The 20,255-nt window shown below is 69.5% G+C and carries 21 protein-coding genes; 13 read left to right on the forward strand and 8 right to left on the reverse strand.

Annotation, left to right across the window (positions count from 1 at the left end; translation table 11 throughout):
• Nucleotide 1 precedes the first annotated feature (1 nt).
• Entirely contained in the window at nt 2-895 is an 894-nt protein-coding gene (locus T8T21_RS16315) for a TIM barrel protein (protein WP_322337740.1), read from the forward strand.
• A gap of 12 nt (nt 896-907) precedes the next feature.
• Entirely contained in the window at nt 908-2,065 is a 1,158-nt protein-coding gene (locus T8T21_RS16320; RefSeq protein WP_322337741.1) for a Gfo/Idh/MocA family protein, read from the forward strand.
• A 34-nt stretch (nt 2,066-2,099) separates the two neighbouring features.
• On the opposite strand, the gene T8T21_RS16325 is transcribed toward T8T21_RS16320, so the two are convergent.
• Nucleotides 2,100-3,107, reverse strand: coding sequence for a LacI family DNA-binding transcriptional regulator (locus T8T21_RS16325; protein ID WP_322337742.1), 1,008 nt, complete (start codon nt 3,105-3,107; stop codon nt 2,100-2,102).
• 195 nt (nt 3,108-3,302) lie between these two features.
• Here T8T21_RS16325 and T8T21_RS16330 point away from each other — a divergent pair, with 195 nt between their 5' ends.
• From T8T21_RS16330 to T8T21_RS16360, 7 genes are all read left to right on the forward strand, one after another.
• Nucleotides 3,303-4,241, forward strand: a complete 939-nt coding sequence (locus T8T21_RS16330) for a sugar ABC transporter substrate-binding protein (RefSeq protein ID WP_456085784.1) — start codon at nt 3,303-3,305, stop codon at nt 4,239-4,241.
• A 74-nt stretch (nt 4,242-4,315) separates the two neighbouring features.
• Entirely contained in the window at nt 4,316-5,434 is a 1,119-nt protein-coding gene (locus T8T21_RS16335; RefSeq protein WP_322337744.1) for an ABC transporter permease, read from the forward strand.
• Nucleotide 5,435: 1 nt separating this feature from the next.
• Nucleotides 5,436-6,215, forward strand: coding sequence for an ATP-binding cassette domain-containing protein (locus T8T21_RS16340; RefSeq protein ID WP_322337745.1), 780 nt, complete (start codon nt 5,436-5,438; stop codon nt 6,213-6,215).
• A gap of 209 nt (nt 6,216-6,424) precedes the next feature.
• Nucleotides 6,425-7,489, forward strand: coding sequence for an acyl-CoA dehydrogenase (locus T8T21_RS16345; protein ID WP_322337746.1), 1,065 nt, complete (start codon nt 6,425-6,427; stop codon nt 7,487-7,489).
• Complete coding sequence (locus tag T8T21_RS16350) at nt 7,482-8,201, forward strand: PIG-L deacetylase family protein (RefSeq protein WP_322337747.1); 720 nt, start codon at nt 7,482-7,484, stop codon at nt 8,199-8,201. The genes T8T21_RS16345 and T8T21_RS16350 overlap by 8 nt, the downstream gene beginning before the upstream one ends.
• Nucleotides 8,189-8,746 (forward strand): class I SAM-dependent methyltransferase, encoded by a 558-nt coding sequence (locus T8T21_RS16355; protein ID WP_322337748.1) that lies wholly within the window; start codon nt 8,189-8,191, stop codon nt 8,744-8,746. Before T8T21_RS16350 ends, T8T21_RS16355 begins: the two co-directional genes overlap by 13 nt.
• Nucleotides 8,743-9,837 (forward strand): glycosyltransferase, encoded by a 1,095-nt coding sequence (locus tag T8T21_RS16360; RefSeq protein WP_322337749.1) that lies wholly within the window; start codon nt 8,743-8,745, stop codon nt 9,835-9,837. The genes T8T21_RS16355 and T8T21_RS16360 overlap by 4 nt, the downstream gene beginning before the upstream one ends.
• A gap of 87 nt (nt 9,838-9,924) precedes the next feature.
• On the opposite strand, the gene T8T21_RS16365 is transcribed toward T8T21_RS16360, so the two are convergent.
• Nucleotides 9,925-11,109: a zinc-dependent alcohol dehydrogenase gene (locus T8T21_RS16365; protein ID WP_322337750.1), complete on the reverse strand. Its 1,185-nt coding sequence runs from the start codon at nt 11,107-11,109 to the stop codon at nt 9,925-9,927.
• Nucleotides 11,110-11,119: 10 nt separating this feature from the next.
• Nucleotides 11,120-11,779: an SRPBCC family protein gene (locus T8T21_RS16370; RefSeq protein WP_322337751.1), complete on the reverse strand. Its 660-nt coding sequence runs from the start codon at nt 11,777-11,779 to the stop codon at nt 11,120-11,122.
• 307 nt (nt 11,780-12,086) lie between these two features.
• Between T8T21_RS16370 and T8T21_RS16375 the strand changes: the two genes are divergently transcribed.
• A complete protein-coding gene (locus T8T21_RS16375) occupies nt 12,087-12,380 on the forward strand; it encodes a DUF2218 domain-containing protein (RefSeq protein WP_322337752.1) in 294 nt (97 codons plus the stop codon).
• Between the two features lie 195 nt (nt 12,381-12,575).
• Here T8T21_RS16375 and T8T21_RS16380 read toward each other — a convergent pair whose 3' ends face one another.
• Entirely contained in the window at nt 12,576-13,013 is a 438-nt protein-coding gene (locus T8T21_RS16380; RefSeq protein ID WP_322337753.1) for a MarR family winged helix-turn-helix transcriptional regulator, read from the reverse strand.
• Between the two features lie 120 nt (nt 13,014-13,133).
• Between T8T21_RS16380 and hmgA the strand changes: the two genes are divergently transcribed.
• The gene (hmgA, locus tag T8T21_RS16385; protein WP_322337754.1) at nt 13,134-14,495 is read left to right on the forward strand and encodes a homogentisate 1,2-dioxygenase; all 1,362 of its coding nucleotides are present in this window, start codon (nt 13,134-13,136) and stop codon (nt 14,493-14,495) included.
• Nucleotides 14,492-15,739 carry a fumarylacetoacetase gene (gene fahA, locus T8T21_RS16390; protein ID WP_322337755.1) on the forward strand — a complete coding sequence of 416 codons (1,248 nt, stop codon included), beginning with the start codon at nt 14,492-14,494 and terminating at the stop codon, nt 15,737-15,739. The genes hmgA and fahA overlap by 4 nt, the downstream gene beginning before the upstream one ends.
• A 5-nt stretch (nt 15,740-15,744) precedes the next feature.
• Here the strand turns inward: fahA and T8T21_RS16395 are convergent, their stop codons facing one another.
• A complete protein-coding gene (locus T8T21_RS16395) occupies nt 15,745-16,116 on the reverse strand; it encodes a Rieske (2Fe-2S) protein (RefSeq protein ID WP_322337756.1) in 372 nt (123 codons plus the stop codon).
• Between the two features lie 27 nt (nt 16,117-16,143).
• Nucleotides 16,144-17,256 (reverse strand): 4-hydroxyphenylpyruvate dioxygenase, encoded by a 1,113-nt coding sequence (gene hppD, locus T8T21_RS16400; protein ID WP_322337757.1) that lies wholly within the window; start codon nt 17,254-17,256, stop codon nt 16,144-16,146.
• A 320-nt stretch (nt 17,257-17,576) separates the two neighbouring features.
• Here hppD and nusG point away from each other — a divergent pair, with 320 nt between their 5' ends.
• The gene (nusG, locus tag T8T21_RS16405; RefSeq protein ID WP_322337758.1) at nt 17,577-18,080 is read left to right on the forward strand and encodes a transcription termination/antitermination protein NusG; all 504 of its coding nucleotides are present in this window, start codon (nt 17,577-17,579) and stop codon (nt 18,078-18,080) included.
• Nucleotides 18,081-18,136: 56 nt separating this feature from the next.
• Here nusG and T8T21_RS16410 read toward each other — a convergent pair whose 3' ends face one another.
• Nucleotides 18,137-19,495: a polysaccharide biosynthesis/export family protein gene (locus T8T21_RS16410; RefSeq protein ID WP_322337759.1), complete on the reverse strand. Its 1,359-nt coding sequence runs from the start codon at nt 19,493-19,495 to the stop codon at nt 18,137-18,139.
• Between the two features lie 348 nt (nt 19,496-19,843).
• Nucleotides 19,844-20,251 (reverse strand): Cu(I)-responsive transcriptional regulator, encoded by a 408-nt coding sequence (cueR, locus tag T8T21_RS16415; protein ID WP_322337760.1) that lies wholly within the window; start codon nt 20,249-20,251, stop codon nt 19,844-19,846.
• Nucleotides 20,252-20,255 lie beyond the last annotated feature (4 nt).

A 20,255-nucleotide genomic window follows, 5' to 3' on the forward strand; every position in this document is an offset into this window, starting at 1 on the left:
AATGACGATCAGGATTGGCAACGCCCCCTGCTCCTGGGGGGTGGAATTCGCGAACGACCCGCGCAACCCCGGCTGGCGCGACGTGCTGCGCGACTGCGCGGCCGCCGGCTACAAGGGCATCGAACTGGGGCCGGTGGGTTTCATGCCCGAAGATCCCAAGCTGCTCGGCGAGGCGCTCGACGAGCACGGGCTGCAACTCATCGGCGGCGTGGTGTTCCGGCCCTTCCACGACCCCGACGCCTGGGACGAGGTGCTCGACGCCGCGCATCGCACCTGTCGCGCGCTCAAGGCGCATGGCGCCGAGCATCTGGTGCTGATCGACTCGATCTCGCCGCGCCGCGCGCCCACCGCCGGCCGCGCCGATGAGGCCGAACAGATGGACGCGATGGAATGGGCCGCCTTCCGCGAGCGCATCGCCACCATCGCCCGGATCGGCACCGAGGAATACGGGCTGACCACCGGCATCCACGCCCATGCCGCGGGCTTCGTGGATTTCGAGCCGGAGCTGGAGCGGCTCCTGGACGAGGTCGACGAGCGGATCCTCAAGATCTGCTTCGACACCGGCCATCACTCCTATGCCGGCTTCGATCCCGTGGCCTTCATCAAACGCCACGAGGACCGCATTTCCTACATGCACTTCAAGGACATCGACCCCGAGGTGAAGGCGCGCGTCATCGAAAACCGGACCGGTTTCTACGACGCCTGCGGCCAAGGCATCTTCTGCAATCTTGGCGAGGGCGACGTCGATTTCCCCGCCGTGCGGCAGGCGCTTCTCGACGCGGGTTTCGAGGGCTGGTGCACGGTCGAACAGGATTGCGACCCGACGCTCGACCCCGACCCACTGGGCGACGCCGGCAAGAACCGCGAATATCTCGAATCCATCGGCTTCAAATAGGGAGGTCCGGCCATGACGAAACTGGGATGGGGCATGATCGGTGGCGGCGAAGGTAGCCAGATCGGCCCGGCGCACCGCCTCGGCGCGGGCCTCGACGGGCTGTTCGAATTCCGGGCCGGCGCGCTCGACCACCGCGCCGAGGCCGGGCGCGACTACGGACAGCGTCTCGGCCTCGACGCCGACCGTGCCTATGGCGACTGGCGCGAGATGCTGGAAGGCGAGAAGAACCGCCCCGACCGGGTCGACCTCGTCACCGTGGCCACCCCCAACGCCACGCATTTCGAGATCACCAAGGCGTTCCTCGAGGCCGGCTTTCACGTCCTGTGCGAAAAGCCGATGACCATGACCGTCGAGGAGGGCGAGGAGATCGTCCGCACGGCGCGCGCGGCCGACCGGATCTGCGCGGTGAACTACGGCTATTCGGGCTATTCGCTGGTGCGGCACATGCGGGCCATGGTGGCGCGCGGCGATCTCGGAAAGATCCGGCTGGTGAAGGCCGAGTTCGCGCATGGCCACCATGCCGACGCGGCAGACGCCGACAATCCGCGCGTGCGCTGGCGCTACGACCCGGCGCAGGCGGGCGTCTCGGCGCAATTCGCCGATTGCGGCATCCACGCGCTGCACATGGCGAGCTTTGTGATCGGTCAGGAGGTCGCGCGCCTCTCCGCCGACACGGTGAGCTGCATCGAGAGCCGCACGCTCGAGGACGACGCCATGGTCAACCTGCGCTTCGACGGCGGCGCCGTGGGGCGGCTCTGGACCTCCTCGGTCGCGATCGGCCGCCAGCACGGGCTGACGCTGCAGGTCTTCGGCGAAAAGGGCGGCCTGTCTTGGGCGCAGGAGCAGCCGAACCAGCTCTACTTGATGCCGCTGGGCGGCCGGCGCGAGGTGATCGAGCGCGGCGAGGCGGGGCTCTCCCCCGAGGCCGACCGCACCAGCCGGGTGACGATCGGTCATGCCGAGGGCATGCCGCTGGCCTTCGCCAACATCTATGCCGATCTCGCCGAGGCGATCGCCGCGCGCAAGGCGGGCCGCGAGATGGACCCGGCCGCCGATCTCTACCCGCGCGCCGAGGACGGGCTGCGCTCCATGGCCGCGGTCTTCGCCGTGGCCGAGAGCGGCAAGCGCGACGGCGCCTGGACCGAGGCCCGGCCGCCGATGTTCCGCTGAGAAGATCCGGGTCGGGGCCCCGCGCCCCGGCCCGTCAGCCTTCCTCGGGCAATGGCCTGAGCGTGGCGCGCTCGACGACCCGGCAGGGGAACACCCGCGCCTCGGGGTACCGGTCCGGCTCGTCGAGCATCGCCCCCATCAACTCGATCGAGGAGGCGACGATCTGCCGGATCGGCTGGCGGATCGTGGTCAGGTCGATCCCCTCCCAGCCCGCCATCTCCATGTCGTTGAGCCCGAGCACACCGACATCGCCCGGCACCGACAGCCCGTGATCGCGCAGCGCCGAAAGCGCGCCGATCGACAGCACGTCGTCCCCGCAGAAATAGGCCTCGGCCGGTGCGTCCTGCAGCAGGCGCTGCATCTCGCGCCGCCCGGCCTCGAAGGAATAGGCCTCGGCATAGGAGGCGCTGACCTCGACGCCGGGATGAGCCGCGATCTCGGAGGCGAAGCCTGCGTGCCGATCCTGGGTCGAGGTGGCGTTTTCGGGCCCGCCGAGAAAGGCGAGACGCCGGTAGCCGCGCGCGATCAGGGTCCGCGCAGCGATCCGACCGCATTCGACGTTGTCGATGCCCACCGTGTGCACCCGCGGGTCCGAGGCATAGCGGCCGAAGGCGTTGACCACCGGCACCCCCGCCTCGCGGAATGCGATGGCAAAGCTCGGCGGCAGCGTCGAGGAGGCGACCACCACGCCGTCGACCGAGTATTGCCGCAGCATCCGCACCGAATGCTCGGGCTCGGTCTCGCCCGAGAGGTTCACCAGAAGCGGCCGCAGCCCGCGCTCCTGCAGGCCACGGGTGAACAGGTCGAACACCTCGAGGAAGATCGGGTTGTGGAAGTTGTTCGACACCAGCCCGATCAGCTTGGTCCGCCCGGTGGTGAGCGAGGAGGCCAGCGCGTTCGGGCTGTAGCCCAGCTCGCGCGCCGCCTTCTCGACCTTGCGCCGCATCTTGGGCGAGACCGAGGCGCCGTCGGTGAAGGTGCGCGATACCGCGGAACGCGACACGCCGGCGCGCTCCGCGACATCCTTGAGCGTGACCACCATGACCCCCCGCCTTCCCTCCCGCGACCGCATAGCTCTACCTCATGGAACGCCCGCGTCCAGCATGAGTTGCGTCGCGCCCGATTGCAACCGGTTGCAAAAGGCGTCGCCTTGTGCTGTAGTCGGAGTCGAAGGGCCGGTAGAGGGCCGCTCTTTCACGCAACCGATGACACCAGGGAGGGATGTCCGATGACACCGATGCACAAGCTGCTGCTGGCGACGACCGTCGCCGCCACGCCGCTGATGGCCGCCACCGCGGTCCAGGCCGAAGGCGAGAAATACATTCTCGTCAGCCACGCCCCCGACAGCGACAGCTGGTGGAACACCATCAAGAACGCGATCGCGCTCGCGGCCGAGCAGATGGATGTGGAGGTCGAGTACCGCAACCCGCCGACCGGCGATCTCGCCGACATGGCCCGGATCATCGAGCAGGCCGCCGCCAGCGGCCCCGACGGCATCATCACCACCCTGTCCGACTTCGACGTGCTGTCGGGCCCGATCCGCTCCGCCGTCGACAGCGGCGTCGACGTGATCATCATGAACTCGGGCACGCCCGAGCAGGCCCGCGAGGTCGGCGCGCTGATGTATGTCGGCCAGCCCGAATACGATGCCGGTCTCGCCGCCGGCGAGCGCGCCAAGGCCGACGGCGTCGGCAGCTTCCTCTGCGTGAACCACTACATCAGCTCCCCCGCCTCGACCGAGCGCTGCCAGGGCTTCGCCGATGGTCTGGGCATCGAGCTGGGCGAGCAGATGATCGACAGCGGCCAGGACCCGGCCGAGATCAAGAACCGGGTGCAGGCCTATCTCTCCGCCAACCCCGACACCGACGCGATCCTGACCCTCGGGCCGACCTCGGCCGACCCGACGCTGCTCGCGCTCGACGAGACCGGCATGGCCGGCGACATCTATTTCGGCACCTTCGACCTCGGTGCCGAGATCGTGCAGGGCATCAAGGACGGCGTGATCGAGTGGGGCATCGACCAGCAGCCCTTCCTGCAGGCCTACCTGCCGGTCGTGGTGCTGACCAACTACCACCGCTACGGCGTGCTGCCCGGCAACAACATCAACTCCGGCCCCGGCTTCGTCACCGCCGAGGGGCTCGAGATGGTCGAGAAGTTCGCCGGCGAATACCGCTGAGCGGACCGCCCGGGGGCGGCCCCTCCCCATTGGCCGCCCCCACCCAATTCAACCGATCCCGGGAGTGAGCGGGCATGTCAGATACACCGCAAATCGTGATGGACGAACGCGTCAAGCAGATCTCGCCGATGCGCCGGGCGATGATCCGTCCCGAGCTGGGCGGCATCGTGGGCACCATTGCGGTGTTCGTCTTCTTCGGCCTCTTCGCCTTCGACAGCGGGATGTTCAATTCCCAGGGGATCATGAACTGGTCGGTCGTCTCGGCGCAGTTCATGATCATCGCCGTCGGCGCCTGCCTGCTGATGATCGCGGGCGAGTTCGACCTCTCGGTCGGCTCGATGATCGGCTTTGCCGGGATGATGATGGCCATCTTCGGCGTCACGCTGGGCTGGCCGATGTGGGTCGCGATCCTCGTCACCTTCGCGCTGTGCATCGCGATCGGCGCGCTCAACGGCTTCATCGTCGTGCGCACCGGCCTGCCCAGCTTCATCGTCACGCTGGCCTTCCTGTTCATCCTGCGCGGCTTCACGATCTTTCTGCCGCAGGTGATCGAGCGCAAGACCATCATCGGCGGCATCCGCGAGGCGGCCGAGGGTGACTGGCTCGCGGCGCTGTTCGGCGGCACCATCGGCAAGGGCTTCTTCACCTGGATGGGCGAGGCCGGGATCATCGCCACCTTCGAACGCGGCACCCGCGCCGGCGAGCCGGTGGTGAACGGCATCCCGATGCTGATCGTCTGGGCGCTCGGGCTGGTGCTGGTCGGCCACGTGATGCTGACCCGCACCCGCTTCGGCAACTGGATCTTCGCCGCCGGCGGCGACGCCGAGGCCGCGCGCAACTCGGGCGTGCCGGTCAACCGGGTCAAGATCACCATGTTCATGTTCACCGCCTTCTGCGCCACCGTCTTCGCCGCCTGCCAGGTGATGGAGTTCGGCTCCGCCGGTGCCGATCGCGGCCTGCTGAAGGAATTCGAGGCGATCATCGCCGTGGTCATCGGCGGCGCGCTGCTGACCGGCGGCTACGGCTCGGTGATCGGCGCCGCGCTCGGCGCGCTGATCTTCGGCGTGGTCCAGCAGGGCCTGTTCTTCGCCGGCGTCGAAAGCTCGCTGTTCCGGGTCTTTCTCGGCATGATCCTGCTCTTCGCGGTGATCCTGAACACCTATATCCGCCGCATCATCACCGGAGAGCGCTGACATGACCCAGCCCCTGATCCAGATGAAGAACATCGAGAAGCATTTCGGCTCCGTCATCGCGCTCGCCGGCGTCTCGATCGACATCCATGCCGGCGAATGCCACTGCCTCTTGGGCGACAACGGCGCGGGCAAGTCGACCTTCATCAAGACGCTGTCCGGCGTGCACAAGCCGACCAAGGGCGAGATCCTGTTCGAAGGCCGCGACATGCACTTCGCCGATCCGCGCGACGCCATCGCCGCCGGGATCGCCACCGTGCACCAGCATCTCGCGATGATCCCGCTGATGTCGGTCAGCCGCAACTTCTTCATGGGCAACGAGCCGGTGCGCAAGATCGGCCCCTTCGCCTTCTTCGACCACGATCTCGCCAACCGCGTGACGATGCAGGAGATGGAGAAGATGGGCATCGTGCTGCGCGGCCCCGACCAGGCGGTCGGCACGCTGTCGGGCGGCGAACGCCAGACCGTCGCCATCGCCCGCGCGGTGCATTTCGGCGCCCGGGTGCTGATCCTCGACGAGCCGACCTCCGCCTTGGGCGTGCGCCAGACCGCCAACGTGCTCGCCACCATCGACAAGGTGCGCAAGCAGGGCGTGGCGGTGGTGTTCATCACCCACAACGTGCGCCACGCCATGGCGGTGGGCGACCGCTTCACCGTTCTCAACCGCGGCCGCACCTACGGCACCGCCAAGCGCGGCGAGATCACCCCCGAGGAGCTGCAGGACATGATGGCGGGTGGCCAGGAGCTGGCGACGCTGGAAAGCAGCCTCGGCAGCACGGTCTGACGCCGGCACCGCCGACGCCATGAGCACAGGACCCGCCGGACGCCATGCGCCCGGCGGGTTTCGCATTCTCAGTGGCAAGGCGCGGCATCCTCGCGACCCTGACCGGGCAGGTCGGTTTCGCACCAACGCGTTGCGATCGCGGCCGGGCCGGAACTGGCGCCACCGGCGCGGGGTTGGGCCGCAACCCGGTTTCATTCTGGTCGCCCTTCGTGAAGATTTCCGCCGACGCCGCCCACCCTTTACCGCCAAGCGCGATCGACGCGCAGATCGCCCTCCTGTCGCGGCACGCGGCCGGGGGATCGGAGGCGGATCTGCTGCGGGCGGCCCGGGCGCTCGGCACCCCTGCCCTGACCGGGGCGCTGCCGCTCGACGACATGGCCCGCGCGCTGCGCCGGATCGCGGCGGTCGACCTCTCGCTCGGCCGGCTGTTCGAAGGCCATGTCAACGCCCGTCTGCTGATCGAGACCTATGCCGCGCCCGGCCTGCGCGCCGAATGCCTTGAGCGGATGGCGGCCGGGGCGCTGTTCGGCGTCTGGGGCGCCGACGGGGCCGAACCGGTGACTGCCGAAGGCAACCTGCTGCGGGGGCGCAAGCGCTACGCCTCCGGGCTCGGCATCGTCGATCTCGCCGTGATTGCGGCGAAAAGCGCTGAGGGGCAGCGCCTCTTCGTCGTACCCGCCGACGATCCGGCGCGCCACGCGCCCGAGGAATGGGAGATGAGCGGCATGCAGGCCAGCCGCTCCGGCGGCTTCGACTGCAACGGGCTCGAAGGCCGTCCCCTCGGCCCGCCCGACATCTACACCACAGAGCCGCATTTCGTCGGCGGGACCTGGCGCATCGCCGCGGTGACGCTGGGCGGCATCGGCGGGCTGCTCGACGCCGCGGCCGAGCGGTTGCGCTCGCGTGGCCAAGCCGAGGCCGAGGCGCAGCTCCTGCGTCTCGCGCCGGTGATCGGCCGCGCCATCGCCGCATGGCCCGCGATCCTCACGGCGGCGCGCATCGCCTCCGGCCCCGAGGGGATCGCCGCGCCGGAGCGCGCCGCCGCCCGCTCGGCCGCGGCACGGCTCCTGTGCGAGGAGCTGGGCCAGGACGCCATCGCCGCGGTCGAACGCTCCATCGGCCTCGCCATGTTCGAGCGCGACGACCCGATCGGCCACCGCGCCCGCGACCTCGCCTGCTACCTGCGGCAGGCCGCCCGCGACGCCTTCGCGCTGCGCGTCGCCCGCGCGGTAATCGGCACGCCCGGCGGCATCGGGGAGTGGTTCGATGACTGAGACCGCGCGCCGGATCGGCTATGACGCGCTGTCGGGCGGCGCGCCGATCGTGGTTCTGGCCCCGCATCCCGATGACGAGACGCTGGGCTGCGGCGCGCTGCTCGCCGCAGCCTTTGCCGGGGCGGGGGCGCATGTCGTCTGCATGACCGATGGCGGCGCCTCGCACCCCAATTCGCGCGACTGGCCACGCCCCCGGCTCTCGGCCCTGCGCGCCACCGAACTCGACGAGGCGGTGGCGGCACTGGGCGGCTCCGCGGCAGATGTGACCCGGCTCGACCTGCCCGACGCCGCGATGCCCGCCGAGGGGCCGCAGGCCGAGGCCGCGATCGCCGCGATCGCGGATCTGGTGGCCCGGCGCGGCGCGAGGACGATCCTCGCCACCGCCCCGACCGACCCGCATTGCGACCATGTCGCCACCGACCGCATCGCCCGCGCGGTCGCGGATCGCTGCGGCGCGCGGCTGCTGAGCTACCCGGTCTGGTCCGCATGGCACGACCCGGACTATCGCACCCGCCTGCCCCACGCCGCCGAACACCGCTTCGACGTCGCGCCCGCCCGCGCCGCCAAGGCCCGCGCCATCGCCGCCCATCGCAGCCAGCTGGGCCAGGTGATCGCGGATGACCCCGAGGGCTTCGTACTGCCGCCAGACTTCGTCGCGCGCTTCCTGCAAGACGACGAGATCTACTTCGAGGACCGGCCATGTCAGCGGTGAGCCCGGCCCGGCTGGCCGAGATCTACAGCGATGGCGACGACCCCTGGGGCTTTCGTCACAGCCCCTACGAGCAGGCCAAGTACCGCAAGACCTGCCGCGCGCTGCCGCGCCGGCGCTACCGCTCGGCGCTCGAAATCGGCTGCGGCAATGGCGAGCTGGCGCGGCGCGTGTCGCGGCGCTGCGCGCGTTATACCGGCGTCGACGCGGTCGAGACGGCGCTGGCGGCGGCGCGGCGGGCGGTGCCGCGCGGCCGGTTCTACCGGTTGCACCTGCCCGCCCCGCTGCCGCGCGGCGATCACGACCTGATCCTGCTGTCCGAGATCCTTTATTTCCTCGACCGGCCTGGCCTCGACGCGCTGGCGCGCCAGATCGACCGCCGCTGGCCGCGCGCCGACATCCTCTGCGTCACCTGGCTCGGGCCGAGCGGCAATGCGATCGAAGGCGCCCCCGCGCTGCGCCGTTTTGCCCAAACCGGTCGCCGCCGCTTCCGCCCCATGCCGGGTAGCACCCGCTACCGCATCGACCTCGCCCGGGGGCGGCCATGACCGGACCGCGCTTTGAGACGTTCCGCCCCGATCGGCTGGCCCGCGCCCGCGCCGCAATCGTGATCCCGGCCCGCGACGAGGCCGAGCGCATCGGACCCTGCCTCGACGCGCTGGCCACGCAGGAAGGGATCGGCGACACCGCGATCTATCTCTGCGTCAACAACTCCACCGATGCGACCGCCCGCCTCGCCGCGACCCAGTCCCGCGCGCGCGGCCTCGCGCTCATGGTGATCGAGGCCACCCTGCCGCGCGGCGGCGTCGGCCGCGCCCGACGCCTCGGCCATCTCTTTGCGCAGCGCCACAGCCCGCGCGCCATCGACCTGCTCTCGACCGATGCCGACACCGTGGCCGCGCCCGGCTGGCTCGCCGCAATGCGCGCGGCGCTCGACACCGCCCCGGCGGTGCTGGGCCGGATCGAGGGTCTGTCCGACATCGACGCGGCCCTGCTCGACGAGTTGCGCGGACGCGGCGCGATCGAGGACGCCTATCTGCGCCTGTCCTTCGAGTTCGAGCGCCTGCTGACCGGCGCCGCCGAGACGGCGCTGGCGCTCAACACGGCGGGCGGCGCCAATCTCGGGCTGCGGCGCGAAGTCTACCGCGCCATCGGCGGCTTCCGTCCGCTGACCAGCGGCGAGGATCGCGACCTCGTCGAGCGTCTCCTCGCGGCCGGTCACGCGCCGCTGCGCGCGAATGGCGCCGTGGTCGCGGCCTCGATGCGCGCCGATGGCCGCGCCCCCGACGGCATGGCGGCCAAGATCGCCGCCCGGCTGAGCGGCCGCGACGCCGGGCTCGATACCGCGCTCGCCCCCTTCGCGGCGATGCTGGCGCGGCATCTGGGCGGCGGCACCCCCACCCGTCCGCGCCGTGCCCTGAGCCGCGGCGAGGCCGAGCGCGACCTGCCTCGGCTCGAACGCTGCGTGGCGCGGTTGCGCGCGCTGCCCGACCCGCAGACCCGGCGGCGCTATCTCGGCTGGCTCTGGTCGCGGGAGACCTTCATGCCCGCAGAAGCAGCGCTGCCGATCCCGGTCGCCGTCGAGGCGCATCAGCTCCCCTTCGCGGCCACGCGCCCCGCCGGAGCCGGCAGCTGGTGATCGCCCGGGGCATTAGGCCCCGACCGGCCGCCGCACCGGATCGATGCGGCGGCCGGTCGAAGCACCGGTGAACACGCCGGATCAGCGTCAGACCATCGCGGCACCGGGCTTCAGCACCACCTTGGTCCAGTCGTTCTGGTTGTTGGCGAAGTTGTGGTAGCCGCGCGGCGCCTCCTCGAGCGGCAGCCGATGCGAGATCATGAAGGTGGTGTCGAGCTCGCCCTCCTGGATCCGGCGCAGCAGGTCCTTGGTATAGCGCTGCACATGGGTCTGGCCGGTCCGCAGCTGCAGCCCCTTTTCCATCAGCGCGCCCAAGGGGAATTTGTCGGCGAAACCGCCATAGACGCCGGGCATGGAGATGCGCCCCCCCTTGCGGCAGGCCATGATCGCCATGCGCAGCGCGTGCGGCGCGTCGGCGCCCATGCCCACCTTCTGCTTGATCGTGTCGAAGACGTTGTCGGGCGCGAAGCCGTGGCTCTCCATGCCGACCGCATCGATCACCGCGTCCGGCCCGATGCCGCCGGTCATCTCCATCAGCGCTTCCAGAACGTCGGTCTGGACGTAGTCGATCACCTCGGCGCCCATCCTGCGCGCAAGGTTCAGCCGATTGGGATAATGGTCGATGGCGATCACCTTGTGCGCGCCCATCACCTTGGCGCTCTGCACGGCAAAGAGCCCGACCGGCCCGCAGCCCCAGACCGCCACCGTGTCACCCGCCGTGATGTCGGCGTTCTCGGCCGCCATCCAGCCGGTCGGCAGGATATCCGACAGGAACAGCACCTCGTCATCCTCCATGCCGTCGGGGATGACGATCGGTCCGACATCCGAGAACGGCACCCGGACATATTCCGCCTGCCCGCCGGGATAGCCGCCGGTGAGATGCGAATAGCCGAACAGCCCCGACAGCGCATGGCCGTAGAGCGGCTCGGTCAGATCCTGCTTCTCGGCCGGGTTGGAGTTGTCGCAGGCCGAAAACTGCTGCTGCAGGCAGTGGAAGCACTGGCCGCAGGAGATGGTGAAGGGCACGACCACGCGCTGGCCCTTCTTGAGGGTGGAGCCGGAGCCGGTCTCCACCACCCGGCCCATGAATTCATGGCCGAGGATGTCGCCCGACATCACGCCCGGGATCACCCCGTCATAGAGATGCAGGTCCGAGCCGCAGATCGCGGTCGAGGTCACCTCGATGATCGCGTCGCGGGGATTGACGATCTCGGGGTCTGGGACGGTGTCGACGCGGACGTCGTGCTTGCCGTGATAGGTCAGTGCGCGCATGACATGCTCCTCAGGCGGAATTGCGATTGCGGTTGGTGGCGATCTCGCCGGTCTCCATCAGCATCTTGAGCCGCTTGAGGTCGCGGCGCGCCTGGATGGCGGGCTCGGTCTGGAACAGCTTGGCCGCGATCCGGCCCAGCTCGCCCATCGGCGGGCGGTAGGCCACCACCGCCTCGACCACCGTGCCGCGCCCGCCCGGCGCGTCGCGAAACATCACCTTGCCCTCGGTGTCGATCTGGCTGTCCGGGGTCGAGCGCCAGGCGATCTCCTCGCCGGGGCGGTCCTGCACGATGCGGGTCTTCACCTCGACCGCGTGGCCCATCGGCGCCGCGATCGTCCACAGCGAGATGTCGCCCGAGGAATGCACGCTCTCCACGCTTTCCATGAAATGCGCGAGATTGCCGAAATCGCGCCAGAAATCGTAGATCTCCCGCCGGGGCCGGTTGATCGTCACGCTGCGCCCGGTGACGGCATAGCGGCCGAAGCGGCGTTGCCGCGCGGTCCGGCCCGGCGCGCTGTCGGCGGGGCGGCGCTCCTGCTGGCGGGTGGCGTATTGCTGCGCGGCCAGACCGCCCAGCAGCAGCACGCCCAGACCCAGCGCCAGCGCCGCCCCGTTGACGGGGTGCCCGCGCCGGTGGTCCGGGCCGGTCTCGAAGGTCCTGTAGGTCATGACGGATCGTCCTCCTTCGCGTGATCGCGTGGCGCCGCGCGGCTTTCGCGTGCCATGCCACCCGAACCGCATTGGAGAGACGGGGTTCCACAACCGTCGGGACCGGCCCTGCCCGTCGGCGGTCGCCCTCCGCTCAGCCGAGGCGGCGATGCGGCATGCGCTGGAGGTTTCGGTTCCCGATGCCGGGCAATGTTGCGTTGTGGCTTGGCGATGACGTCGGTGTCTCGCGTTCGTCGAGGGCTGGACCATCTGCCCCGATCCGGCCAGAGAGTTATCCGACAAAAATCATTGGGATCCGGACGCCGCCATGCCGAAAAGCGAGACCTACATGGTCACCCCGCAGGCCGAACGCTACCGCGCGCAGCTGGCGAAGCACTTCGCGCACAAGATCGCGGTGATCGAGGAAGAGGGCACCAGCCGCTTCGTCTTTCCGATGGGACGCGGCGCCGCGTCGTCAGCGCCCGGCAGCCTGTCGCTTTCGGCCGAAGCCAACGGACCGGAGGATCTGGCCCGGGTCCAGCAGGTTCTCGAAAGCCACCTGCTGCGCTTTGCCTGCCGCGAAACACCGCCGCCGCTCGAATGGGTATCCCGCGAGGAATGAAAGCGCGGCTGGATTCTTCGGCCGGCATGCGGCCCTCGGTCCCGTCGCGCCACTGCCCTTCGATGTTGTAGTCCTCCTCACCCGGATGGCGCGATCACGCCGTCTCGGATGTCGCACCCCTCTCGATCGCCCCGCAAATGCGCTCATGGGGATCGTGGTCGCCGCGGGGGCCGCTCCTTCGGGTGACAGGCCCGCTCAGGGTCTCCCCTCGCCATCCCCGGCCATCAGCCGCGCGAGGCCACGCTCGAAGGCGGGCGCGTCGTCGCCCAGTCGGTCCCGCAGCTCGGACTGGAACGCTTCGGCGGTGCCCGCCAGCCGCTCCATCAGCGCCCGCCCGCTAGGCGTCAGCCACAGCACGATCAGCCGCCGGTCGCCGCCATGGTCGGACTTGCCCACCAGCCCCTCGCGCTGCAGCCGCGAGGCGGCGCGGCTGACCACCGACTTGTCAAGGTTCACCCGCCGGGTGATGTCGCGCACGCTGACCTCGCCGGACTGGCTGAGATGCGCCAGCACCCGCCATTCGGGGATGCTCAGCCCGGCCTGGGCCGCGTAATGCGCGGCGAAGCGCCGGCTGATCTCGGTCGCGAGGACCGAGAGCCGGTAGGGCAGAAAGGCGTCGAGGTCGAAGCTCATCGGTGATCTCCCGGGCAAGGCAGGACAGCACGAAATCGTTGCACGCGCAACGTCGTTGACAGCGCGGCCGGGGCGCTCCTATCGTCGTTGCACGAACAACGACCCTTCACGGAGGGCGCGATGCCCCGACAGGATATGCCGCGTGACATGCGACAGGCCCCCTCGCCCGACGGCCCGCATGCGGGCTACATGCCCGGCTTCGGCAACGACTTCGAAACCGAGGCGCTGCCCGGCGCGCTGCCGCAGGGCATGAACAGCCCGCAGAAGGTCAATTACGGCCTCTATGGCGAACAGCTCTCGGGCACCGCATTCACCGCGCCCAGCCACCACAACGAGCGGACATGGTGCTACCGCATCCGGCCGTCGGTGAAGCATACCGGCCGCTTCGCGCGCATCGATCTGCCCTACTGGAAAACGGCGCCGCATGTGCTGCCCGACGTCACCTCGCTTGGCCAGTATCGCTGGGACCCAGTGCCGCATGCCGACGCGCCGCTCGACTGGCTCACCGGCATGCGCACCATGACGACGGCGGGCGACGTCAACACCCAGACCGGCATGGCGAGCCATATCTACCTCGTCACCCAGAGCATGCAGGACGCCTATTTCTACTCCGCCGACAGCGAGCTTCTGGTGGTGCCGCAGGAGGGGCGGCTGCGGTTCTGCACCGAGCTTGGCGTGATCGACCTCGAACCGCAGGAGATCGCGATCCTGCCGCGCGGGCTGGTCTACCGGGTGGAGCTGCTGGAGGGGCCGGCGCGCGGCTTCGTGTGCGAGAATTACGGCCAGAAGTTCGACCTGCCCGGGCGCGGGCCGATCGGCGCCAACTGCATGGCCAACCGGCGCGACTTCAAGACGCCGGTGGCCGCCTTCGAGGACCGCGAGACGCCGTCCACCGTCACCGTGAAATGGTGCGGCCAGTTCCACCGCTGCGAGATCGGGCATTCGCCGCTCGACGTGGTGGCCTGGCACGGCAACTACGCGCCGGTGAAGTACGACCTGCGGACCTACTGCCCGGTCGGCGCGATCCTGTTCGACCACCCCGACCCGTCGATCTTCACCGTGCTGACAGCGCCCTCGGGCGTCGAGGGCACCGCCAATATCGACTTCGTGCTGTTCCGCGACCGCTGGATGGTGGCCGAGAACACCTTCCGCCCGCCCTGGTACCACAAGAACGTCATGTCCGAACTGATGGGCAACATTCACGGCCAGTACGACGCCAAGCCGCAGGGCTTCGTGCCCGGCGGCATGAGCCTGCACAACATGATGCTGCCGCACGGGCCGGACCGCGAGGCCTTCGAGGGCGCCTCGAACGCCGAGCTCGCGCCGCGCAAGCTCGAGAACACCATGTCCTTCATGTTCGAGACCCGCTTTCCGCAGCACCTGACCGAGTTCGCCGCGCGTGAAGCGCCCTTGCAGGACGACTATCTCGACTGCTGGGCCTCGCTCGAAAAGAAGTTCGACGGCACGCCGGGCGAGAAATGACGCGCCCCGCCACTGGCCTGATCCGCTCCTGGGTGGAGAGCGCGAACGCTCCCGGCTGCGACTTCCCGCTCAACAACCTGCCCTACGGGGTGTTCTCGACCACGGGCGGCGCCCCCCGCTGCGGCACCGCGATCGGCGACCGGATTCTCGATCTGCACGGCCTCGAACAGGCCGGGCTGCTGGCCTTCTCGGGCGATCTGCTGACCGGGGGCTGGAACGCCTTCATGGCCTCGGGCCGCGGCGAATGGGCCCGGCTGCGGCGCACGCTGACCGCGCTGCTGCGCGAGGGCGCCGAAGAGGCCGAGCGGCTCGCGCCGCATCTCGTCGCGATGGACGAGGCGCGGCTGCATATGCCCTTCGAGGTCCGCGAATACACCGATTTCTATGCCAGCCTGCACCATGCCCGGAACGTCGGCACGATGTTTCGCGGGCCCGAGAACGCGCTGCCGCCGAACTGGCTGCACATGCCGATCGGCTATAACGGCCGCGCCTCCTCGGTGGTGGTCTCCGGCACGCCGGTGCGGCGGCCCTGCGGCCAGCTCAAGGCGCCGGAGGCGGCCGCGCCCCGCTTCGGCCCCTCGCAGCGCTTCGACATCGAGCTGGAGATCGGCGCCATCATCGGGCAGCCCTCCGACGGGCCGATCACCGTGGCCGAGGCCTTCGACAGCATCTTCGGCTACGTGCTGCTGAACGACTGGTCGGCGCGCGACATCCAGGCCTGGGAGTACCAGCCGCTGGGCCCGTTCCTGGCCAAGGCCACGGCGACTACGATCAGCCCCTGGATCGTCACCGCCGCCGCGCTGGAGCCGTTCCGCATCGACACCCCGCCGCGCGAGGTGCCGCTGCTCGACTACCTGCTGGAGCCGGGGCCGATGCTCTACGACATCGCGCTCTCGGTCGAGCTGACCCCCGAGGGCGGCACGGAGACCGTGATCTGCCGCACCAATTACCGCGAGATGTACTATTCCGCCGCGCAGCAGCTCGCCCATCACGCCAGCAGCGGCTGCCCGATGCGGGTCGGCGACCTGCTGGGATCGGGCACGATCTCGGGGCCCGAGCGCGACAATCGTGGCTCGCTGCTGGAGCTGAGCTGGGGCGGCAAGGAGCCGATCGAGATCGCCGGCGGCAGCCGCGCCTTCGTCGAGGATGGCGACGAGCTGACCCTGCGCGGCCACGCCGAGGGTCCGGACTACCGGGTGGGGTTCGGCGCCTGCGCGGGCCGGCTTCTGCCCGCGCGCGGCTGATCGCATCAGGCTGGGGCGTCGCTGCGGATCACCACGACGCCGTCCTCAACCGCCACTGGCACCGGGTCGAGACAGGCACCGAGGCCCAGTCCTTCGACCCCTTCGCCGGTCTCGGCCGAGAATCCGGCCGCGTGGTTGGTGCAGCGCAATATCGTCCCGTCCGCTGAGATCAGCCTGTCACCCCTGTGGTCGAGCGGCAGGTATTGATGCGGGCAGGCATTGACGTAGCCGCGCACCGCACCGTTCCGGCGGACCAGCAGCAACGGAAACCCGTCCGGCGCGAGGCATTTGGTCCCGCCCTCCGCTATCTCGGAGAGCGGGCAGATGCGGGCGCCCTCCTGGGGCGCGCCGCGATAGGATTTCCAGGCCGACGACATCTCAGGCGTCGGCTCCCTTGGCCGGGCTCAAGCCTCCTGCTCCGAGGCCAGCACGCCGCGCTGGATCTGATCCTCCTCGATCGACTCGAACAAGGCCTTGAAGTTGCCCTCGCCGAAGCCGTCATCGCCCTTGCGCTGGATGAACTCGAAGAAGATCGGGCCGATCACCGTCTTGGAGAAGATCTGCAGCAGGATGCGGGTCGTGCCGCCATCCACCACGCCCTCACCGTCGATCAGGATGCCGTGCCGTTTCATCCGGTCGATCGGCTCCTCGTGGCCCGTCACCCTCTCGAAGCTCTTGTCGTAGTAGAGATCCGGCGGCGGCGGCATGAAGGCAATCCCGGCATCGCCGATCTGGTCGGTCGAGGCATAGATGTCCTCGGTGCCCACCGCGATGTGCTGGATGCCCTCGCCCTTGTATTCGCGCAGGTATTCCTCGATCTGGCTCTTGTCGTCGGCGCTTTCGTTGATCGGGATGCGGATCTTGCCGCAGGGCGAGGTCAGCGCCCGGCTGGTCAGCCCGGTGAGCTTGCCCTTGATGTCGAAGAAGCGGATTTCCCGGAAGTTGAACGCGGTGGCGTAGAAGCTGTACCAGGTGTCCATGTTGCCCTGCATGACGTTGTGCGTCAGGTGGTCGAGGTAATAGAACCCCGCCCCCTCGGGCTCCGGATCGCGCTCGCCGAGCCAATTGAAATCGGCGTCATAGGGCGACCGGCCGGCGTCGTAATCCTCGATGAAGTAAAGAAGCGAGCCGCCGATGCCGATCACCGCCGGGGCGTCGATCGACTTGCCCGCGCCGGTATATTCCTCGGCGCCGTAATCGAGCGCGCATTTCAGCGCGTGCTGCGCGTCGACCACCCGCCACGCCATGGCCGGGGCGCAGGGCCCGTGATCCTTGACGAACTGCGCGGCATGGGTGTCCGGCTCGCGGTTGACGATGTAGTTGATCCGGCCCTGCCGGTAGAGCGAGATGTCCTTGGTCTTGTGACGGGCGACCTCGCTATATCCCATCTTGGTGAAGAGATCCTCCAGCACACCGGGCTCGGGATGAGCGAACTCGACGAATTCGAACCCGTCGGTTCCCGCGATGTTCGTCTCGTCGATCCTGGCTTTCGGTGCGTCGTGTGGAAACGGTCCCATAGGAGCTGTCCTGTAGTCTTTCGCGTGGTTTTCGTGCCCTCCACGCGTTTCTCTACGACCCCGGCCCGCGGGGTTGGCCGGAGCTACGCAAGTCATCCGGCCAACCCGGATGATGCGGATTTGGGGCCGCGATGTCAAAATATCGCGGACTCCCCCCGCCGGATTTCGCACCCCTGGGGGCGACCGTTCCAGTACCGTCACGGCGCCCGCCCCCGTCAGCCACCTCCCGCCCAATCCGAACGCCAGGCCGCATGCCCCTTGGTCGCGGCGACAACTTCCTGTAGGTCGCGCCCGATCGGACTTGGTGAACGGAATCGCGCATGGACCAGCACTGGTATGTGGCCCAGCTCAAGCCGAACGGGCTGCAGCTCGCCACCCGCAATCTCGAACGTCAGGGTTTCCCGGTCTTCTGCCCGCTGCACAAGGTGACGCGCGTGGTGCGCGGCCGCACGACGCAGCGGCCCGCGCCGCTGTTTCCCGGCTATTTCTTCGTCTCGCTCGCCCCGGCGCGCGGCGATTGGCGGGCGGTCAACAACACCCGCGGCGTGAGCCGGCTGGTCGCGCTCGACGATAGCGGCCCCAAGCGGGTGCCCGAGGCGCTGATCGAGGGGCTGCGCGCGCGCTGCTCCGAGGACGGGATGCTGCTGCCGCCCAAGGAATTCGAGATCGGCGACAGCGTCGAGCTGACTGCCGGCCCGCTGGCCGGCTTCGTCAGCCAAGTCGAGGCGCTGGCGCCCGACCAGAGGATCTGGGTGCTGCTCGAACTGCTCGGCCGGCCGACCCGGGTGATGGTCAATCCCGAGGATCTGCGCCGCGCCGGCTGAGCCAGTCCAATTTTAGGGAAACTTGCCCCGCCACCTGGGCGGCGGGGCGGATCTGCTTAGTTCGCAACGCTCGCCGCCGCGGTGCTGATCAGCGTCGGCAGCGCCTGCTGCAGCGCGCGGTTCCACTTGGTGATCGGCTGGGCCTCGACGAAGACAACGTCGTTGGGCCGCATCTCGAAGCGGGTCGCCAGCGCCAGCGCCGCGGCGTTGCCGGCGTCGAGATGCCAGGCCGTGACCGTGTCGCCCTCGCCCGTGCCGCGCAGCACGTAGATCTCGGTCGGATCGCCCGTGGTGTTGGAGATCCCGCCATTGGCGAAGAGCACGTCCGCCAGCGAGGCCTGCCGTGCATAGGGCAGCGGGAAGCGGCTCTGCTCGCTCACCTCGCCCGCCAGATAGACATGGTCGCGGCCCTCGGCGCCGAGCGCCTCGCGCGCCTCGAAATTCTCACGCTGCTCGACCAGCGCGGCACGGCGCAGCTCGATCTCGGCCTGAAGCTCGTTGAGCGCCTGCAGCCGCGAGGAGCTGCGCAGCTGCGTCACCGAGAGCTGCTGCTCGTAGAATTGCAGCGCCCGGTCGAGGTCGTAGTTGCTGTCGACATAGATCGAGTCGCCCGCCTTGAGCGGCACGTTCTGCAGCTCGGGCCGGGCAAAGAAGGTCTCCACCGGGATCTGGTAAAGCGTGCCGTCCCGGTAGATCCGGATCGAAGCGTAGTCCTGGTCGCGCAACGTGACGCCGCCCGCAGCGGTCAGCGCCTCGCCGAGCTCGAGCCGGGTAAGGGTGATCGGCACCAGTCGCGCCTGCGCCACCGCGCCGCCGACCGCGACCCGCTTGGAGTTGAATTCGGCCACTTCGAGGCTGAAGGCGGGGTCGATGCCCTGCCGCACCAGCGCGTCGAACACCGCCGCCTCGGCCTCCTCGAGGGTCATGCCGGCGATCGAGATCTCGCCGATATCCGGAATCGCGATCGCGCCGTCGTCGCGCACCGTGTAGCCCTGCCGCTGGTTCTGCGCGGCCAGAAGCCCCGACAGCTGCTCCACCGTCGAAGGGCTGGCCTTGGTGGCCAGCAGCACCACGTCGCCGACGCCGATCTCGTAGGGCTGCGCCTCGAAGGCCGGCGGCACCCGCAACTCGAGCGGCTGCGGCGCGAGCGCCGGCAGGTCCGGCGCGATCGGCAGCGCGCCGGCGCCACGCAGATTGCCGCCGCCCGCGGCCTGGTAGAACACCGCCGGCAGGCTGCGCGGGGTGTAGGGCGCGGCGTTGGCGGCCTTGATGTTCTGCGCGGTGAGCGGGACCACCTGCACCTGCGCGCCCGCGGCCTGCTCGCTCACAGATTGCACATTGTAGCTGACGCCGCAGCCGGTGAGCGCGAGCGCGGAGCCCAGCATCAGCGCCGCGAAGATCTTCCGGGTGGTCATGGCTCGTCGCCCCTCATTCTCCTCACCGCTCTGTGGCGGCGTTCGCTGCCCCTTACCGCACCGGCCCCTCGGTTTCCAGACGACCGATCACCGATCCGGTGCATTCACGGACGCCCCGGTTCGTGGCTTGGTTGCGACGCGCGACCACCTGTGCGGCCTGCCCGGGCCAAGGGTCGCTCTGCTCTTTGCCACATTGCCTACCGCAGGCCGGGCCCCGAACAAACAGCGGCGGTCAGCGAAAGCGGCGCAGTGGCGCGGCGGACACAGGATCGCCCGGCGGTTGAGATGCGCCGGAAAGGCGGGCGGCGCGCCCTGCGCCGCCCCCGCGGGTCGAGGTCGATGCCCGTGTCAGCCTCGCGCCGGGCGCGGGGCGGGGTCGGCCAGATCCGCCATGATCGGGCAGTCCGGCCGCGCATCGCCATGGCAGGCGCGCACCAGCTCGGCCAGCGTGCCGCGCATCGCCTCCAGCTGGGCGATCTTCTCGTCGATCCGCGCGAGATGCTCCTGCGCAACACGCTTAACCTGAGCGCTCTCGCGGCCCGCATCCTCGTAAAGCGCGAGCAGCGTCCGGCACTCCTCGATGCTGAAGCCGAGCGCCCGCGCCCGACCGAGGAAGGCCAGCTTGTGCAGGTCGGTCTCGCGAAAGGCGCGGTAGCCGTTGGCGCTACGCTGCGGCCGCACGAGGCCGATATCCTCGTAGTAGCGGATCGTCTTGGCGGGCAAGCCCGAGCGGCGGGCGACATCACCGATATTCATCGCC

This window comes from Limimaricola variabilis (assembly GCF_034371605.1).
Taxonomy (GTDB): Bacteria; Pseudomonadota; Alphaproteobacteria; order Rhodobacterales; family Rhodobacteraceae; genus Limimaricola; species Limimaricola variabilis.

What these genes read in the sequence shown, in the direction of transcription:
- hppD (WP_322337757.1), bottom strand. Translation starts at nt 17,256, where the DNA reads ATGGGACCGTTTCCACACGACGCACCGAAAGCCAGGATCGACGAGACG.
- T8T21_RS16350 (WP_322337747.1), top strand. Translation starts at nt 7,482, where the DNA reads ATGACTGAGACCGCGCGCCGGATCGGCTATGACGCGCTGTCGGGCGGC.
- T8T21_RS16395 (WP_322337756.1), bottom strand. Translation starts at nt 16,116, where the DNA reads ATGTCGTCGGCCTGGAAATCCTATCGCGGCGCGCCCCAGGAGGGCGCC.
- T8T21_RS16360 (WP_322337749.1), top strand. Translation starts at nt 8,743, where the DNA reads ATGACCGGACCGCGCTTTGAGACGTTCCGCCCCGATCGGCTGGCCCGC.
- hmgA (WP_322337754.1), top strand. Translation starts at nt 13,134, where the DNA reads ATGCCCCGACAGGATATGCCGCGTGACATGCGACAGGCCCCCTCGCCC.
- T8T21_RS16410 (WP_322337759.1), bottom strand. Translation starts at nt 19,495, where the DNA reads ATGACCACCCGGAAGATCTTCGCGGCGCTGATGCTGGGCTCCGCGCTC.
- T8T21_RS16340 (WP_322337745.1), top strand. Translation starts at nt 5,436, where the DNA reads ATGACCCAGCCCCTGATCCAGATGAAGAACATCGAGAAGCATTTCGGC.
- T8T21_RS16335 (WP_322337744.1), top strand. Translation starts at nt 4,316, where the DNA reads ATGTCAGATACACCGCAAATCGTGATGGACGAACGCGTCAAGCAGATC.
- T8T21_RS16355 (WP_322337748.1), top strand. Translation starts at nt 8,189, where the DNA reads ATGTCAGCGGTGAGCCCGGCCCGGCTGGCCGAGATCTACAGCGATGGC.
- fahA (WP_322337755.1), top strand. Translation starts at nt 14,492, where the DNA reads ATGACGCGCCCCGCCACTGGCCTGATCCGCTCCTGGGTGGAGAGCGCG.
- T8T21_RS16330 (WP_456085784.1), top strand. Translation starts at nt 3,303, where the DNA reads ATGCACAAGCTGCTGCTGGCGACGACCGTCGCCGCCACGCCGCTGATG.
- T8T21_RS16325 (WP_322337742.1), bottom strand. Translation starts at nt 3,107, where the DNA reads ATGGTGGTCACGCTCAAGGATGTCGCGGAGCGCGCCGGCGTGTCGCGT.
- T8T21_RS16370 (WP_322337751.1), bottom strand. Translation starts at nt 11,779, where the DNA reads ATGACCTACAGGACCTTCGAGACCGGCCCGGACCACCGGCGCGGGCAC.
- cueR (WP_322337760.1), bottom strand. Translation starts at nt 20,251, where the DNA reads ATGAATATCGGTGATGTCGCCCGCCGCTCGGGCTTGCCCGCCAAGACG.
- T8T21_RS16380 (WP_322337753.1), bottom strand. Translation starts at nt 13,013, where the DNA reads ATGAGCTTCGACCTCGACGCCTTTCTGCCCTACCGGCTCTCGGTCCTC.
- nusG (WP_322337758.1), top strand. Translation starts at nt 17,577, where the DNA reads ATGGACCAGCACTGGTATGTGGCCCAGCTCAAGCCGAACGGGCTGCAG.
- T8T21_RS16315 (WP_322337740.1), top strand. Translation starts at nt 2, where the DNA reads ATGACGATCAGGATTGGCAACGCCCCCTGCTCCTGGGGGGTGGAATTC.
- T8T21_RS16375 (WP_322337752.1), top strand. Translation starts at nt 12,087, where the DNA reads ATGCCGAAAAGCGAGACCTACATGGTCACCCCGCAGGCCGAACGCTAC.
- T8T21_RS16320 (WP_322337741.1), top strand. Translation starts at nt 908, where the DNA reads ATGACGAAACTGGGATGGGGCATGATCGGTGGCGGCGAAGGTAGCCAG.
- T8T21_RS16365 (WP_322337750.1), bottom strand. Translation starts at nt 11,109, where the DNA reads ATGCGCGCACTGACCTATCACGGCAAGCACGACGTCCGCGTCGACACC.